The sequence below is a fragment of the Streptomyces sp. SAT1 genome (genome assembly GCF_001654495.1).
Taxonomy (GTDB): domain Bacteria; phylum Actinomycetota; class Actinomycetes; order Streptomycetales; family Streptomycetaceae; genus Streptomyces; species Streptomyces andamanensis.
The window spans coordinates 2,880,444-2,896,474 of record NZ_CP015849.1; the positions used below are offsets into that span (position 1 = coordinate 2,880,444).

15 protein-coding genes are annotated in these 16,031 nt (G+C 73.7%); 8 read left to right on the plus strand and 7 right to left on the minus strand.

The features are described 5' to 3' along the window. Nucleotides 1–65 precede the first annotated feature (65 nt). On the plus strand, nucleotides 66–962 hold the full coding sequence (locus tag A8713_RS12440) for an RNA polymerase sigma factor SigF (RefSeq protein ID WP_064533472.1): 897 nt from the start codon (nucleotides 66–68) through the stop codon (nucleotides 960–962). 90 nt (nucleotides 963–1,052) lie between these two features. On the opposite strand, the gene hutI is transcribed toward A8713_RS12440, so the two are convergent. From hutI to hutU, 4 genes are read right to left on the minus strand one after another with little or no spacing between them, the layout of a single operon-like run. Next, complete coding sequence (gene hutI / locus A8713_RS12445; protein ID WP_064533474.1) at nucleotides 1,053–2,228, minus strand: imidazolonepropionase; 1,176 nt, start codon at nucleotides 2,226–2,228, stop codon at nucleotides 1,053–1,055. After that, the gene (locus tag A8713_RS12450) at nucleotides 2,225–3,589 is read right to left on the minus strand and encodes a formimidoylglutamate deiminase (RefSeq protein WP_064537468.1); all 1,365 of its coding nucleotides are present in this window, start codon (nucleotides 3,587–3,589) and stop codon (nucleotides 2,225–2,227) included. The genes hutI and A8713_RS12450 overlap by 4 nt, the downstream gene beginning before the upstream one ends. Beyond that, nucleotides 3,586–4,803 (minus strand): allantoate amidohydrolase, encoded by a 1,218-nt coding sequence (locus tag A8713_RS12455; protein WP_064533476.1) that lies wholly within the window; start codon nucleotides 4,801–4,803, stop codon nucleotides 3,586–3,588. Before A8713_RS12455 ends, A8713_RS12450 begins: the two co-directional genes overlap by 4 nt. Beyond that, entirely contained in the window at nucleotides 4,800–6,464 is a 1,665-nt protein-coding gene (gene hutU / locus A8713_RS12460) for a urocanate hydratase (RefSeq protein ID WP_064533478.1), read from the minus strand. The genes A8713_RS12455 and hutU overlap by 4 nt, the downstream gene beginning before the upstream one ends. A 287-nt stretch (nucleotides 6,465–6,751) precedes the next feature. Between hutU and A8713_RS12465 the strand changes: the two genes are divergently transcribed. From A8713_RS12465 to A8713_RS12480, 4 genes are read left to right on the plus strand one after another with little or no spacing between them, the layout of a single operon-like run. Continuing rightward, nucleotides 6,752–7,162: a hypothetical protein gene (locus tag A8713_RS12465; RefSeq protein ID WP_079158929.1), complete on the plus strand. Its 411-nt coding sequence runs from the start codon at nucleotides 6,752–6,754 to the stop codon at nucleotides 7,160–7,162. Further along, entirely contained in the window at nucleotides 7,159–8,067 is a 909-nt protein-coding gene (locus tag A8713_RS12470; protein ID WP_064533481.1) for a hypothetical protein, read from the plus strand. Before A8713_RS12465 ends, A8713_RS12470 begins: the two co-directional genes overlap by 4 nt. Nucleotides 8,068–8,080: 13 nt before the next feature. After that, entirely contained in the window at nucleotides 8,081–8,521 is a 441-nt protein-coding gene (locus A8713_RS12475; protein WP_064533483.1) for a roadblock/LC7 domain-containing protein, read from the plus strand. Between the two features lie 57 nt (nucleotides 8,522–8,578). Beyond that, nucleotides 8,579–8,953 (plus strand): hypothetical protein, encoded by a 375-nt coding sequence (locus tag A8713_RS12480; protein ID WP_064533485.1) that lies wholly within the window; start codon nucleotides 8,579–8,581, stop codon nucleotides 8,951–8,953. Nucleotides 8,954–8,986: 33 nt separating this feature from the next. Here the strand turns inward: A8713_RS12480 and A8713_RS12485 are convergent, their stop codons facing one another. Both A8713_RS12485 and A8713_RS12490 read right to left on the minus strand, forming a co-directional pair. Beyond that, entirely contained in the window at nucleotides 8,987–9,508 is a 522-nt protein-coding gene (locus A8713_RS12485; RefSeq protein ID WP_237305539.1) for a hypothetical protein, read from the minus strand. Nucleotides 9,509–9,722: 214 nt separating this feature from the next. Then, nucleotides 9,723–10,565, minus strand: a complete 843-nt coding sequence (locus A8713_RS12490) for a MurR/RpiR family transcriptional regulator (protein WP_064533489.1) — start codon at nucleotides 10,563–10,565, stop codon at nucleotides 9,723–9,725. A 361-nt stretch (nucleotides 10,566–10,926) separates the two neighbouring features. On the opposite strand from A8713_RS12490, the gene A8713_RS12495 reads away from it, so the two are divergent. Further along, nucleotides 10,927–11,346 carry a hypothetical protein gene (locus A8713_RS12495; RefSeq protein ID WP_064533492.1) on the plus strand — a complete coding sequence of 140 codons (420 nt, stop codon included), beginning with the start codon at nucleotides 10,927–10,929 and terminating at the stop codon, nucleotides 11,344–11,346. A gap of 427 nt (nucleotides 11,347–11,773) precedes the next feature. On the opposite strand, the gene A8713_RS12500 is transcribed toward A8713_RS12495, so the two are convergent. After that, nucleotides 11,774–13,165, minus strand: coding sequence for a cystathionine beta-synthase (locus A8713_RS12500; RefSeq protein WP_064533494.1), 1,392 nt, complete (start codon nucleotides 13,163–13,165; stop codon nucleotides 11,774–11,776). 155 nt (nucleotides 13,166–13,320) lie between these two features. Between A8713_RS12500 and A8713_RS12505 the strand changes: the two genes are divergently transcribed. After that, nucleotides 13,321–14,346 carry an SGNH/GDSL hydrolase family protein gene (locus A8713_RS12505; protein WP_064533496.1) on the plus strand — a complete coding sequence of 342 codons (1,026 nt, stop codon included), beginning with the start codon at nucleotides 13,321–13,323 and terminating at the stop codon, nucleotides 14,344–14,346. 182 nt (nucleotides 14,347–14,528) lie between these two features. After that, nucleotides 14,529–15,749 carry an acetyl-CoA C-acetyltransferase gene (locus A8713_RS12510; RefSeq protein WP_064533498.1) on the plus strand — a complete coding sequence of 407 codons (1,221 nt, stop codon included), beginning with the start codon at nucleotides 14,529–14,531 and terminating at the stop codon, nucleotides 15,747–15,749. The last annotated feature ends 282 nt before the right edge of the window (nucleotides 15,750–16,031 follow it).

The following is a 16,031-nucleotide window of genomic DNA, read 5'->3' on the forward strand; positions in this document are numbered from 1 at the left end:
CCGGCTTTGGAGGCGCCGCACACCGCAGTGCACGAATTGGCTTCGGCAGCCATATGCCGAGAACGATGGAGGACATCATGTCACCCCGGCTCGACGCCTCGCATACCCAGACGGCGACGTCGACACCCGCTCCGGAGTACCTGGACCCCCTCGCCGCGCTGGCCGGCCTCCCGGACATCCCGCCGTACGACGAGGTGGCCCCGGACGACGCCAGGGCCCTGTCCAAGACCCTCTTCGAGCGTCTGGAGTGCCTCGAGGAAGGCACCCACGAGTTCGCGTACGTACGCAACACGCTCGTCGAACTCAACCTGGCGCTGGTCAAGTTCGCCGCCTCCCGCTTCCGCTCCCGCAGCGAGCCGATGGAGGACATCATCCAGGTCGGCACCATCGGCCTGATCAAGGCGATCGACCGCTTCGAACTGTCTCGCGGCGTCGAGTTCCCGACTTTCGCGATGCCTACCATCATCGGCGAGATCAAGCGCTTCTTCCGGGACACCTCGTGGTCCGTGCGCGTGCCGCGCCGGCTCCAGGAGCTGCGGCTCGACCTGGCCAAGGCCGGTGACGAGCTGGCCCAGCGCCTCGACCGCGCGCCCACGGTGGGCGAGCTGGCCCGCCACCTCGGTCTGACCGAGGACGAGGTGGTGGAGGGCATGGCGGCCTCCAACGCGTACACCGCCTCGTCGCTGGACGCCCAGCCCGAGGACGACGACTCCGAGGGCGCCCTCGCGGACCGCATCGGCTACGAGGACCACGGGCTCGAAGGCATCGAGTACGTCGAGTCGTTGAAGCCGCTGATCGCGGAACTGTCCGCCCGGGACCGGAAGATCCTCTCGCTGCGGTTCGTGGCCAACATGACCCAGTCGGAGATCGGCGAGGAGCTGGGCATCTCCCAGATGCACGTCTCACGGCTGCTGTCGCGCACGCTGGTGCGGCTGCGCAAGGCGCTGACGGTCGAGGAGTGAGCCCCGGGCGGGAGGGCCCTGCCTCCGGCCCGGGACCCTCCCGCCCGCCTCTTGCCTGAAGTCCCGCGGTGTCTGAAGTCCCGCGGTGTCTCAGACCTCGCGCACGCCGCGGCGCCACACCTGGTCCACCAGCGGCACGCCCGGCCGGTAGGCCAGGTGGACATGGCTCGGGGCGTCCAGGACGACCAGGTCGGCGCGGGCGCCGGGGGTGAGCCGGCCCACGTCGGTGCGGCGCAGCGCCGCCGCCCCGCCCGCCGTCGCCGACCAGACGGCCTCATCGGGCGTCATGCCCATGTCCCGCACGGCCAGGGCGACGCAGAACGGCACCGAGGACGTGTACGAGGACCCCGGATTGCAGTCGGTGGACAGGGCCACCGTGGCGCCCGCGTCCAGCAGGCGGCGGGCGTCCGGCCACGCGGCCCGGGTGGAGAACTCGGCGCCGGGCAGCAGCGTGGCGACCGTGTCGCTGTGCGCCAGCGCGTCGACGTCCGCGTCCGTCAGATGCGTGCAGTGGTCCGCGCTGGCCGCGTCCAGCTCCACGGCGAGCTGCACCCCGGGGCCGTAGGAGAGCTGGTTGGCGTGGATGCGCGGGTGCAGGCCCCTGGCCCGGCCCGCGGTGAGGATCGCGCGCGCCTGGTCGCCGTCGAAGGCGCCCTGTTCGCAGAAGACGTCGATCCAGCGGGCGTGCGGGGCGCAGGCGTCCAGCATCTCGCCGGTGACCAGGGCCACATAGGCCGCCGGGTCGTCGGCGTAGTCCGGGGAGACGATGTGGGCGCCGAGGTAGGTGACCTCGTCGGTGTGCGCGGCGGCGACGCGCAGGGCGCGGGCCTCGTCCTCGACGGTCAGGCCGTAGCCGGACTTCGTCTCGAACGTGGTGGTGCCCTGCCGCAGGGCCTCGGCGAGGTGGCGGGTGAGGTTGGCCTCCAGTTCCGCGTCGGTGGCGGCGCGGGTGGCGGCGACGGTGGTGCGGATACCGCCCGCGCTGTAGGCCCGGCCGGACATCCGGGCGTTGAACTCCTCGGTGCGGTCGCCCGCGAAGACCAGGTGGGAGTGGGAGTCGACGAAGCCCGGGAGCACCGCGCGGCCACCGGCGTCGAGGCGGTTGTCAGTGGCGGGTGCTTTGCTTGATTCACCGGTCCACGCGACGCGGTCGCCGTCGATGACGAGCGCCGCGTCCCGGATCAGTCCGAGAGGGGAGTTGTCGCCGAGGGAGGGGTCGTTGGTGACCAGCGTGGCGATGTTGGTGATGACGGTGCTGGTGCTCATGGTGTCCTCGTGGGGGGCGATGGGGGTCGGCGCAGGGCTTCGACGGCGGCGGCCAGCGCCCGCGGCACGTCCGGCACGAGCGTGTGCGCGCCGTCGCGCACGACCTGCCGGCCGCCCACGACCGTATGCCGTACATCGGCCGCGCCCGCCGCGAATACGGCCGTCTCGGCGCCCAGCCGGGGCTCCGGTCCCGCTGTCCTGACGGAGTCCAGCGCGACGGTGGTCAGATCGGCGAGCGCGCCGGGTTCGATCCGGCCGGCCTCCGCCCAGCCGAGGGCCGCGTGGCCGTCGGCGGTGGCGGCGCGCAGCAGGGCGGCGGCCGTCCAGTGGCCGCGGGTGCGGGTGCGCAGCCGTTCGTCCAGCTCCATCGCGCGGGCCTCTTCGAGCAGGTCGATGACGGCGTGGCTGTCGGAGCCCAGGGAGAGCGGGGAGCCGGCCCGCTGGAGGGCCGCGGCCGGTCCGATGCCGTCCGCGAGGTCCCGTTCGGTGGTCGGGCACATGCAGGTGCCGGTGCCCGTGGAGCCGAGCAGCGCGATGTCGTCGTCGGTCAGGTGCGTGTTGTGCACACCGGTGGTGCGCGGGCCGAGGACGCCGTGGTCGGCCAGCAGCCGGGTGGGGGTGCACCCGTGGGCGGCGAGGCAGGCGTCGTTCTCGGCGGTCTGCTCCGAGAGGTGGACATGCAGCGGGGCCCGCCGCTCCTCGGCCCACCGCGCCACGGTCGCCAACTGCCCGGCGGGCACCGCCCGTACGGAGTGGACGGCGGCACCGATCCGCGCGTGATCCCGTTCCTTGAGAACTGCACAGCGTTCGGCCCAGGCTTCGGCGCTGGTGTCGGAGAAGCGGAGCTGGTGGGCGTTGGGCGGCTCCCCGAAGCCCGCGGCGAGATAGCAGGTGTCGAGGAGGGTGATCCGGATGCCCGCCTCGGCGGCGGCCGCGATCAGGGCCTCGCCCATGGCGTTGGTGTCGGTGTAGCGGGCGCCGCCGGGGGCGTGGTGCACGTAGTGGAACTCACCGACGCAGGTGATCCCGGCGAGGGCCATCTCGGCGTACACCGCGCGGGCGAGCGCGTGGTAGGTGTCCGGGGTCAGCCGGTCGGCCACGGAGTACATGACCTCGCGCCAGGTCCAGAAGGTGCCGGAGCCGACCTGGACGGTGCCGCGCAGCGCCCGGTGGAAGGCGTGGCTGTGCGCGTTGGCCAGGCCCGGCAGGGTGAGCCCGCGCAGCACCTCGGCGCCGGGCGGCGGGGCGGCGGCGCCCGTGCGCACGGCGGTGATCCGTCCGTCCGCCGTCTCGACCAGCACGCCCGGCTCGACGCGCGTGCCGAGCCAGGCGTGCTCCAGCCAGTAGGTCGCCTCGGTCACGCGCACGCCAGTCCTTCCAGTACGTCGGCCAGTGCGCGCACCCCGGCCGCGCAGTCGTCCTCGGCGGCGGACTCGGCCGGGGAGTGCGAGACACCGGTGGGGTTGCGCACGAACAGCATGGCGGTCGGGACGCTCCCCGAGAGGATCCCGGCGTCGTGTCCGGCGCCGGTGCCGAGCACGGGCACCCGCAGTCCGGTGTCCCGGCCCAGGATGCGTCCGAGTTCGTCGCGCAGGGCGTGGTCGAACTCCACGACGGGCGTGAAGGACTCCCGGACGACGTCGAGGTCGATGCCCTGGGCGTCCGCGTAGGCGCGGGCCGCCTTCTCGATGCCGCCGACCACCGTGTCCAGGGTCTCCTGGTCGGCGGCGCGTGAGTCGAGCCAGCCGCGCACCAGGGACGGGATCGCGTTGACCCCGTTCGGCTCCACGGCGATCTTGCCGAAGGTGGCGACGGCACCGGCGAGTTCGGCCTCGCGGCGGGCGGCGAGCACCGTCTCGGCGTAGGACAGCATCGGGTCGCGGCGGTCGGCCAGGCGGGTGGTGCCCGCGTGGTTGGCCTCGCCGCGGAAGTCGAACCGCCACCGCCCGTGCGGCCAGATCGCGCTGGCCACGCCGACGGCGTCGCCGGTGAGGTCGAGGGCGCGGCCCTGCTCCACATGGAGTTCGACGAACGCCCCGATGCGGGCGAGCCGCTCCGGGTCGGGGCCGATGGCGTCCGGGTCGTACCCGGCGGCCTCCATGGCCTTCGGCAGGGTGGTCCCGTCGCCGTCGGTGAGCCGGTGCGCCTGTTCGACGGTGAGCTGCCCGGCACTCAGCCGTGATCCGACGCAGGCGAGTCCGAACCGGGCGCCCTCCTCGTCGCCGAAGTTGACGACGGCGAGCGGTCTGGTGAACCGCGCTCCCCGGTGGCGCAGTTCGTCCAGTGCGGCGAACGACGAGACCACGCCGAGGGGTCCGTCGAAGGCGCCGCCGTCCGGTACGGAGTCCAGGTGCGAGCCGGTGACGACGGCGTCCCCGGCGGCCGGGTCGCCGAGCCAGGCCCACTGGTTCCCGTTGCGGTCGGTCTCGTAGGCCAGGCCGCGGTCCTCGGCCTGCTGCCGGAACCAGGCCCGGCAGTCGGCGTCCGCGCCGGTCCAGGCGTAGCGGCGGTAGCCGCCGGAGGCGGAGCTGCGGCCGACCGGCAGCAGCTCCGCCCACATGCTGTGGAAGCTCACGCCTGGTCACCCTCGCGCATCGGGATCCGCACGCCCCGCTCGCCGGCCACCGACTCGGCGATGTCGTACCCGGCGTCCACGTGCCGGATGACGCCCATCCCGGGGTCGTTGGTGAGCACCCGGCGGATCTTCTCGCCCGCCAGCGCGGTGCCGTCGGCGACGGTCACCTGCCCGGCGTGGAGGGAGCGGCCCATGCCGACGCCGCCGCCGTGGTGCAGGGAGACCCAGGAGGCGCCGGAGGCGACGTTCACCATGGCGTTCAGCAGCGGCCAGTCGGCGATGGCGTCGGAGCCGTCGAGCATGGCCTCGGTCTCGCGGTACGGGGAGGCGACGGAGCCGCAGTCGAGGTGGTCGCGGCCGATGACGACCGGCGCCTGGAGCTCGCCGCTGGCGACCATGTCGTTGAACCGCTCACCGGCCTTGTCGCGCTCGCCGTAGCCGAGCCAGCAGATGCGGGCGGGCAGCCCCTGGAAGTGGACGCGCTCACCGGCCATCTTGATCCAGCGGGCCAGCGACTCGTTCTCCGGGAAGAGGTCGAGGATCGCCTTGTCGGTCCTGGCGATGTCGGACGCCTCGCCGGACAGCGCGGCCCAGCGGAAGGGGCCCTTGCCCTCGCAGAACAGCGGCCGGATGTAGGCGGGGACGAAGCCGGGGAAGGCGAAGGCGCGCGCGTATCCGGCCAGTTGCGCCTCGCCGCGGATGGAGTTGCCGTAGTCGAAGACCTCGGCCCCGGCGTCCTGGAAGCCGACCATGGCCTCGACGTGCTTGGCCATGGACTCGCGGGCGCGGGTGGTGAAGCCGGCCGGGTCCTTGGCGGCGGCGTCCGCCATGTCCTCGAGGTCGACGCCGAGCGGCAGATAGGCCAGCGGGTCGTGCGCGCTGGTCTGGTCGGTGACGATGTCGATGGGCGCGCCCATGGCGAGGAGCTGCGGGACCAGTTCGGCGGCGTTGCCGAGGACGCCGATGGACAGCGGCCTGCGCTGGTCGCGGGCCTCGGTGGCGAGCTGGAGGGCGTGGTCGAGGGAGTCGGCGCGTACGTCGAGGTAGCGGTGCTCGATACGGCGGTCGATGGCGCGCGGGTCGCAGTCGATGCAGATCGCGACGCCGTCGTTCATGGTGACGGCCAGCGGCTGGGCGCCGCCCATGCCGCCGAGGCCGGCGGTGAGGGTGATGGTCCCGGCGAGGGTGCCGTCGAACTTCTTCGCGGCGACGGCGGCGAAGGTCTCGTAGGTGCCCTGGAGGATGCCCTGGGTGCCGATGTAGATCCAGGAGCCCGCGGTCATCTGCCCGTACATGGTCAGGCCGAGGGCCTCCAGGCGGCGGAACTCCTCCCAGTTGGCCCAGTCGCCGACGAGGTTGGAGTTGGCGAGCAGGACGCGCGGCGCCCATTCGTGGGTCTGCATGACGCCGACCGGGCGGCCGGACTGGACGAGCATGGTCTCGTCGGCCTTGAGGGTGCGCAGCGTGCGGACCATGGCGTCGAAGGAGCGCCAGTCGCGGGCGGCCTTGCCGGTGCCGCCGTAGACGACGAGCTTGTCGGGGTGCTCGGCGACCTCGGGGTCCAGGTTGTTCTGGAGCATCCGCAGGGCGGCCTCCTGCTGCCATCCCAGGGCGCTCAGTTCCGTACCGCGCGGTGCTCGAACAGGGCGGGGTCCTGACATGGGCTGCCTCCTGGCGGTTGCTCCCGAGGGATGTGTTACGGCTTCTATTCACATCCTGGACCGCTGAATAGAGCTAGTCAATACGCCGCCGTGGCGCGGTGGCGGCGAAGGGGGTGACGGGGCGCACCCCGGGGCCCGGTGAAGGGGCGGGCGGGGGCTCAGCCGACCCACATTAGTTCCCGGGACGCATGTTCCACCGGAAAATGCCAGAACCCTCCATCGCTCCCGCACACCCTGCGTAGCGTCCCCATCACTCAGCCGAAACCCCAGGCGGGAGGGGAACGAGCGTGCCCGGAATCGACGAGTGCCTGTTGGAAGCCATGCGGCTGCCCGGTGCGCGGGGTGCCGCGCTGGTCGACTGGACGAGCGGACTCGCCCTGGGCGCGGTCGGCGAGCCGCCGGGCGGCGACCACGAGACCACGGCGGCCGAGGCGGCGGAACTGGCGCGGCTGGCCGCCGAACACGGCGCGTTCGCCGCCACCGCCACCGGCACCGGCACCGGCACCGAGGACGACGGACGCCCGCCCGTCGAGGACCTGATCGTCAGCAACCGGGACAGCTACCACCTGCTGCGGTTCGTGGACACCGGCTTCGACAGCACCGTGTTCCTGCACCTGTGGCTGACCCGCGCCGAGGGCAACCTCGCGCTGGCCCGCATACGCCTGGGCGAGATGGCCGAGCGGCTGGTGCTGGGATGACCGCGGTCGACACCCCCGCTGCACCCCCGCCCCCGCCCCCGCTGCCGGTGCGGGACCGGACCCGCGGCGAGCGCGCCCCGGCCGGCCTCTCCCCGATGCTGACCCGCCTGGCCGCCGAACGGGCCACCGGTGTCCTCGTCCGCGAACGCGGCACGCTCCACCTCGACGAGGGCCGTGTGGCGTACGCCGAGAGCCCGCTCGCCCCCGGCCTCGGCGTCCTGCTCACCACCCACGGCACACTGCGGCACGAGATCTGGCAGGACGCGGTCTCCCGGGCCGGCGGCCAGGGCGGCGCCGCGCGGGCCCTGCTGGCCGACGGCCGCCTCGCCGAGGGCGCCCTGCACCTGTGCCATCTGAGCGCGCTCTACGACGCCGCCTACTTCGTCCTCGCCCCGAGCAGCACCCCCGGCCGGTTCCGCTACGGCACCGGCCACCGGTCCGGCCCCTTCCCGCCGGTCCCGGTCGACGCCCTGGAGCGGGAGACCCTGCGCCGCCGGGCGCTGCTGGACCGCGTCTGGCCCGACGCCCGGCCGGACAGCGCCCCGCTGCTGCGCACGCCCACCGCCGCCGCGCCACGGCCCACCGCCCGCCGGCAGGCCCTGCTGGACCGGGCCGACGGCGTCCGCACCGCCGCCGACCTGGCCCGGGACCTGGGGCGGCAGGCGTTCCACACCCTGGTGGACGTGCGGCGCCTGGCCGCCGCGGGCCTCCTCGCCCCGCGTCCGGGGCCGGAGCCGCCGCCCGCGCGGGACCTCTCGCCGCCCCCTCCCGCCGCGTACGGCCGGAGAGACCGGGGGACCGGCCCCGCACGCGCGGACCCCTGGCCCCCCGCGCCGGACCACGGCGCCGAAGACCCCCACATCACGCTGCTGAAGAGGCTCAGGGATGCGCTGGAGGCCCTTTGAGAGGAGACACCGGATGGCGGCCGAGCCCGAGATCCTGGAGGAGCTGCGGCGGGTGCGGGTCCGGGTGCCGCAGCTCACCGGCGCCTTGGCCGCGAGCGTCGACGGCCTCGTCCTGGCCCACGACACCCCGGGCGTGGAACCGGAGGGCCTGGCGGCGCTCACCGCGACCGCGCTCGGCGTGGCCGTGCGCATGGCGGACGTGACCGGCCGGGGCGAGCTGCGCGAGGTGCTGCTGCGCGGCGTCCACGGATACGTCGCCACCTACGCGGCGGGCCGCGGTGCCGTGCTGACCCTGCTCGCCGAGGACCGCGTCAACGTCGGCCGCCTCCACCTGGAGGGCCGCCGGGCGGGCGCCCGCATCGGCGAACTCACCGACGCCCCGCGCGCCACCGGCGGCGGGCCCCCGTCCGCCGGGCCCGACCACCGGCACCCGAGAAGAAGCCAGAGCAGCTGAAGAACCAGAGAAGCAGAGAAGCAGAGAACCAGAGAAGCTGAAGGAGACCGACCGGCCATGGCCAACACCGAGACCTGTCTGAAGGAAGCGCTCGCCTCGATCGAGGGCGCCACCGGAGTCGCGCTCGTCGACTACACCAGCGGTATGGCGCTGGGCACGATGGGCGGCAGCAAGACCTTCGACCTGAACGTCGCCGCGGCGGGCAACACCGACGTCGTACGGGCGAAGATGCGCACCATGGAACACCTGGGCCTCAAGGGGGAGATCGAGGACATCCTGATCACCCTGAGCGACCAGTACCACGTGATCCGCCTGCTCGGCGGCCGCAGCGGGAACGGCCTCTTCCTCTACCTGGTCCTGGACGCGAAGCGGGCCAACCTGGCGATGGCCCGCCATCAGCTGAAGCGGATCGAACAGGACCTGGAGGTCTGAACCGCGGCCGCCCCGGCGGGCGGTGACGGCGGATCAGACGAGCGCGGCGGTGCGGCGGCGGGCCCCTCCGGGGGCCGCGTCGCCCGCCGCGATGCCCGTACCGCGGTACGCCTTGACCGCCTTGCCCGCCGGACTCCCGCCGCGCGGGCCGAGCCAGTCCACCCGCACCCACAGCAGCACGTCCCCGGACCGCTCCAGCCGCCCGAGCCAGGCGGCCTTGAGCCGCAGCCCCGCCCCGGCGCCCGCCAGGAGCATGCCGCCCGCCGCCGGCAGGGCGAAGGAGCAGCCGAGCGCGGCCGCGAACGCCGCCAGCAGCCACCAGCGGTGCCCGCGGCGCCAGGCGCGGGCACTGACCGCCCGGTCCTGGAGCACGTCGTGCCGTCCGGCGCGGGCGGCCGAGCGGGCGAGGCCGGTGTAGCGGCGGCGCCGGACGCAGGCGACGACGGCCGCGGCCACCAGGAACAGCGCGGCGCCCGCGAGGACGCCGATCCGCCGCCCGGTCAGCCCCGGCACCAGCACTCCCGCTCCCGCCGCGACCACCCCGAGCCACCACATCGGCGCCGCCCCGGCCCGTACGACGACGGCCACCCGGGCCAGTCCCCTGCCTCCGCGATTGCCCCCACGGTTGCCTCCACGGTCCTCGCGCGTTCCGCGTGCCACGTGCTGCCTCCTCCGCTTCCCGGCACACTGCTGTCCGTCCGGGCGGGAGGCTAGCGAGCGTTCGTGAGACGAGTCTGAGAGCGCGTCCGAGTGCCGTCCGGCCCTCGGATCAGTCCTCGAAGAGGCCGCGCGCCGCCGCCTTCGCATCGAACTCCTCCAGGCGTGCCTGCGCGTCGGGCAGGTCGTCGCACATGGCCTCCAGGAGCACCCGGCCCAGCAGCATCGGCGCACAGGCGGTGTCGAAGGCGAGCCCGGTGCCGACGGCGGCGGGCAGCAGCAGGTCGCTGTGGCGGGCGACCGGGGCGAACGCCGAGTCGGCGACGGTGACGACGGCCAGCCCGGCCTCCTTGGCGTGGGCGAGGGTGTCCACCACCTCCCGCGGATGGCGCGGCAGCGCGAAGCACAGCAGCGCCGACGCCCCGGCCCGTACGGCGCCGTCGATACGGTCCTCGATCATCGATCCGCCCTCGTGGAGCAGCCGTACGTCCGGGTGCACCTTGGCCGCGAAGTACGCGAAGCCGTACGCCTGGGAGGCCGCGGCGCGCAGGCCGAGGACGGGCAGCGGGCGCGAGGCGGCGAGCAGGCGCCCGGCCTCCCGCACCGGGCCCGGATCGGCCAGCGCCTCGGCCAGGTGCCGCAGGTTCTCGATCTCCGCCTCGACGGCCTGCTGGTACTCGTTGGCCGACTCCGCGCGCGCCACCGGCTCGGCGGGCGCGACCTCGCGCAGATGGCGGCGCAGCGCCGGGTAGCCGTCGAAGCCGAGGGCGACCGCGAAGCGGGTGACCGACGGCTGGCTGACCCCGGCCAGTTCGGCCAGCTCGACGCTGGACAGGAACGGCACGTCGGCGGCGCGCCGCACCATGCTGTGCGCGATGCGCCGCTGGGTCGGTGTCAGCCGGTGCCCTTCGAAGAGCGCCTGCAACCGCGCGGCAGGACTCTCGGTCACGCTCATGACGTGCTCCCCCTCCAGAAGTCGTCGACGCCCCGGGAGAGTACTCCCCGACCAGTTCCTATTCAGACACCAAGAACTCTGCATGACCCCATACAGACGAGGCAAGGGAACCGCCAAGTGTCGCCCTATCGGCACGGAACGCGACCGTCGGCGTGCTAATCGTGACCGTACGCGGTGCACGCGACCCCTGTGCCCGCGCTCCGGCCCCCACCCGGGGCCGAGGTGACGGCCGCCGCCGTCGGTGCGCCCGCCGCAGCCGCAGTCCGGGTGGCACCGGCGGCGGACGGCCCCCGGACGGGGCGGGGGGTTAGCACCAGTGCGGGCGGGCGGGCGGCTCTCTAGCCTGGTGCGCATGAGCGGAATGGACGCGCGGGACACCGACCTCAAGAAGGAACTCGACGCCACCTTGCAGGCTCGCAGGGAGCTGGGTTCGGAGTACGAGTCGGAGCTGGTCGACTCGTTCCTGGAGAAGGTCGACCAGCGCATCGACGGCGCCGTCGAGCGGCGGATGCGGCGCCATGTGGCCGAGCAGCAGATGGCGGCGACCCGCGGCGCCCGCTCGCCCCGGCCCACGGACTCCTTCGGCGAGCGGTTCGGCTTCGGGATCGTCTCGCTGGTGCTGGCCGTGCCGCTCTCCGCGATCGGCGGCGGGCTCGCCCATCTGCCCGGCCTGATCGCCGCCTGGGCCGGGATCGTCGGCGTCAACGCCGTGCAGGCGGCCCGGACCAATCCGGACCTGTTCCGGCGGCGCCGGCCCTCCTCGGACGACTGGAGCGACTGACCGGCCGACCGGCCGGGACCCCTGAGCGAGGGGAGCCCTCGGCAGGCGCCGTACGGGGCACGCCGTACGGCGCGAGAGGTGTGCGCGGGGACCGCCGCACCCCCAGCACTGGGGGGCGGGACGACGGCGGTCCCCGCGAGGGACGCGGGCCGGGTCAGGCCGGGCCCCGCGTCCTGGGCGTCCGTGGAGGTCCGGGAGCCGCTCCGGTTGTCCTTGACGCCGCTCGGTCGCCGGCCAGGAGGAGAGGTCCGGGGCGTGAATCCCGGGGGGCTCCGCCTCCCTGCCGACGACCACCACTGTGGCGGACGCGTGTTAAGCGGGTGCTGCGGGCACGTGACACGCGCGTACCACTTGTACGACAGGTGCTCGGCCGCAGGTCACCGCGTGTTCCCGCAGCGCGCGGCGGACACCGGGCGGCGGCCGGGCGCTACTGCTTGCCGCCCTTGGCCAGGAAGGCGAGCAGGTCCTGCCGGCTGACCACACCGGTCGGCTTGCCCTCCACCAGCACGATGGCCGCGTCGGCGGTGCCGAGCACGGTCATGAGGTCGGCCACCGGCTCACCGGAGCCGACCTGCGGCAGCGGGGCGCACAGGTGCTTCTCCAGCGGGTCCTCCAGCGAGGCCCGCTGGGTGAACAGCGCGTCCAGCAGCTCCCGTTCGACCACGGAGCCGACCACCTCGGCGGCCATGACGTCGGGGTGGCCCGCGCCCGGCTTCACGACGGGCATCTGCGAGACGCCGTACTCGCGCAGCACCTCGATGGCCTGGCCGACGGTCTCGTCCGGGTGCATGTGGACCAGCGAGGGGATGGTGCCGCCCGCCTTGTCCTCCAGCACGTCGCCGACGCGGGCGCTGGGGCCCTCGTCCTCCAGGAAGCCGTAGTCGGCCATCCACTCGTCGTTGAAGATCTTCGAGAGGTACCCGCGCCCGCTGTCCGGCAGCAGCACCACGACGACGTCGTCCGGGCCGAGCCGCTCGGCCACCTCCAGGGCCGCGACGACCGCCATGCCGCAGGAGCCGCCGACCAGCAGGCCCTCCTCCTTGGCGAGGCGGCGGGTCATCTGGAAGGAGTCCTTGTCGGAGACGGCGACGATCTCGTCGGCGACGTCCCGGTCGTAGGCGGTGGGCCAGAAGTCCTCGCCGACGCCCTCGACCAGGTACGGCCGCCCGGAGCCGCCGGAGTAGACCGAGCCCTCGGGGTCGGCGCCGACGACCTTGACCCGGCCGTCGCTGGCGTCCTTCAGATAGCGGCCGGTACCGGAGATGGTGCCGCCGGTGCCGACGCCCGCCACGAAGTGGGTGATCCGGCCCTCGGTCTGCTCCCACAGCTCGGGGCCGGTGGAGTGATAGTGCGAGAGCGGGTTGTTGGGGTTGGAGTACTGGTCGGGCTTCCAGGCGCCGGGGGTCTCACGCACGAGGCGGTCGGAGACGTTGTAGTAGGAGTCCGGGTGCTCCGGTGCCACGGCGGTCGGGCACACCACGACCTCCGCGCCGTACGCGCGCAGCACGTTGATCTTGTCGGTGGAGACCTTGTCCGGGCAGACGAAGATGCACTTGTAGCCCTTCTGCTGGGCCACGATCGCCAGGCCGACCCCGGTGTTCCCGCTGGTCGGCTCGACGATGGTGCCGCCGGGCCGCAGTTCGCCGCTCCGCTCGGCGGCCTCGATCATGCGCAGCGCGATGCGGTCCTTCACCGAGCCGCCCGGGTTGAAGTACTCGACCTTGGCCAGGACGGTCGCCTTGATGCCCTTGGTGACGCTGTTGAGCCGTACCAGCGGGGTGTTGCCGACGAGGCTGATCATCGAGTCGTGGAATTGCACCGTTGTCTCCGGTCGCTGCACAGATGGGTCGGGGTGTGCCGCCAGCCTAAGGCCCGGGGACCGCCCGCGACGGGCGTTCACTCCTCGTCGCGATTGGACGACGGTCGGTACGGGGCAAGGACTGGGTGGACGGCTATGCGGGAGGTGGCGGCGGCATGACGAGCATGTCGAGGGCGCGGGTGGCCCGGCGGATCGCGGCCGGCGCGGCGTACGGCGGCGGGGGGCTCGGGCTGGCCGGCGCCGCCGCGCTCGGGCTGCTGGTGGCCGAGGCGCAGCTGGCCAGACGCCAGGTGGCGGGCGGCACGGACCACCATGTACCGGCCGCGGCCGGGCTGTACGGCAGGGAGTACGAGGCGCCCGGCCAGGAGCCGCTGCTGCTGGCCATGGCCGGGGACTCCACGGCGGCGGGGCAGGGCGTGCACCGGGCGGGCCAGACGCCGGGCGCGCTGCTGGCGTCCGGACTCGCCGCGGTCGCCGAGCGTCCGGTGCGGCTGCGCAACGTGGCGGTGCCCGGCGCCCGTTCGGACGATCTGGACCGGCAGGTGGCGCTGGTGCTGGCCGAGCCCGACCAGGTCCCCGACATCTGCGTGATCATGATCGGCGCCAACGACGTGACCCACCGGATGCCGCCGACGCGCTCGGTGCGCCATCTGTCGGCGGCGGTGCGGCTGCTGCGGACGGCCGGTGCCGAGGTGGTGGTGGGCACCTGCCCCGACCTGGGCACGATCGAGCCGGTGCAGCAGCCGCTGCGGTGGCTGGCCCGCCGCGCCTCCCGGCAGCTCGCGGCGGCGCAGACGATCGGGGTGGTGGAGCAGGGGGGCCGCACGGTGTCCCTGGGCGATCTGCTGGGGCCGGAGTTCGCGGCCAACCCGCGCGAGCTGTTCGGTCCCGACAACTACCACCCGTCCGCCGAGGGGTACGCCACGGCGGCGATGGCGGTGCTGCCGACGGTGTGCGCGGCGCTGGGCCTGTGGCCGGCGGAGGAGGAGCGGCCGGACGTGTCGCGGCGCGAGGGGTTCCTGCCGGTGGCGCGGGCGGCGGCGGAGGCGGCGTCCGAGGCGGGTACGGAGGTGACGGCGGCGATGCCGACCGGGCCGCGCGGCCCGTGGGCGCTGCTCAAGCGGCGCCGCAGGCGGCGGGTGCCCGAGCCGCAGCCGGACCAGATCACCCCCTCGCCCTGACACCGCCCCCACCCCCTCGCCCTGACACCGCCCGCGGCGGCCCGGCGGCGGCCCGCCCCGGCGGGCCAAGCAAGCGCTTAGAAAACTGCGGCCAGGGTCACACCGCGATCCCCGTGACCCGGGCCATACGGACCGGTAACTTCCCATCCAGCCCTGCCCGCCCTCCCCCTCGTGGAGCCGTGATGCCCGAAGCCGTCATCGTCTCGACCGCCCGCTCCCCCATCGGCCGCGCCGGCAAGGGGTCCCTCAAGGACCTGCGCCCCGACGACCTGACCGCGACGATCGTCCAGGCGGCACTGGCCAAGATCCCCGAGCTGGACCCGCGGGACATCGACGACCTGATGCTCGGCTGCGGACTCCCGGGCGGCGAGCAGGGCCACAACCTCGGCCGGATCGTCGCCGTGCAGATGGGCATGGACCACCTGCCGGGCTGCACGATCACCCGCTACTGCTCCTCCTCGCTGCAGACCTCCCGGATGGCGCTGCACGCCATCAAGGCGGGCGAGGGCGACGTCTTCGTCTCGGCCGGTGTCGAGATGGTCTCCCGCTTCGGCAAGGGCAGCTCCGACGGCCTGCCGGACACGCACAACCCGCTCTTCGCCGAGGCCGAGGCCCGTACCGCCGCCGTGGCGGAGTCCGAGGGCTCCACCTGGCACGACCCGCGCGAGGACGGCCTGCTCCCGGACGCCTACATCGCGATGGGCCAGACCGCCGAGAACCTGGCCCGCGCCAAAGGCGTCACCCGCCAGGACATGGACGAGTTCGGCGTGCGCTCGCAGAACCTCGCCGAGGAGGCCGTCAAGAACGGCTTCTGGGCGCGGGAGATCACGCCGGTGACGCTGCCCGACGGCACCGTGGTCAGCAAGGACGACGGCCCGCGCGCCGGGGTCACCATGGAGGGCGTGTCCGGCCTCAAGCCGGTCTTCCGCCCCGACGGCCTGGTCACCGCGGGCAACTGCTGCCCGCTCAACGACGGCGCCGCCGCGCTGGTCATCATGTCCGACACCAAGGCCCGCGAGCTGGGCCTGACCCCGCTCGCCCGGATCGTCTCCACCGGGGTGTCCGCCCTGTCCCCGGAGATCATGGGCCTCGGTCCGGTGGAGGCGAGCAAGCAGGCGCTGAGCCGGGCCGGCCTCACCGTCGGCGACATCGACCTGGTGGAGATCAACGAGGCGTTCGCCGCCCAGGTGATCCCCTCCTACCGCGACCTCGGCATCGACCTGGACCGGCTGAACGTCAACGGCGGCGCCATCGCGGTCGGCCACCCCTTCGGCATGACCGGCGCGCGCATCACCGGCACGCTGATCAACTCGCTCCAGTTCCACGACAAGCAGTTCGGCCTGGAGACGATGTGCGTGGGCGGCGGCCAGGGCATGGCGATGGTCGTCGAACGCCTCAGCTGACCCTCGCGCCCCGCGCGCCCCACCAGTTGAGGCACCGTCAGTGCCCGGCGCGGCACCCAGCGTGAACGAGCGGCCCGGAATCCGGAAAACCCCTGGATTCCGGGCCGTTCTGTGATCCAATCTCCCCCAGAGTGTGACCTATCTCCCTCGGGGAGGAGATCTCCGCAGGTCAGCGATAGCCCCACAGGGGGCGCAAGCGCCTCTCACGCCACATTCCTGTCCGTTTCGTGACGTTACGCACTGACAGCTTGATAGTCCACCCTTCAAGCTGATGTAGGAAGT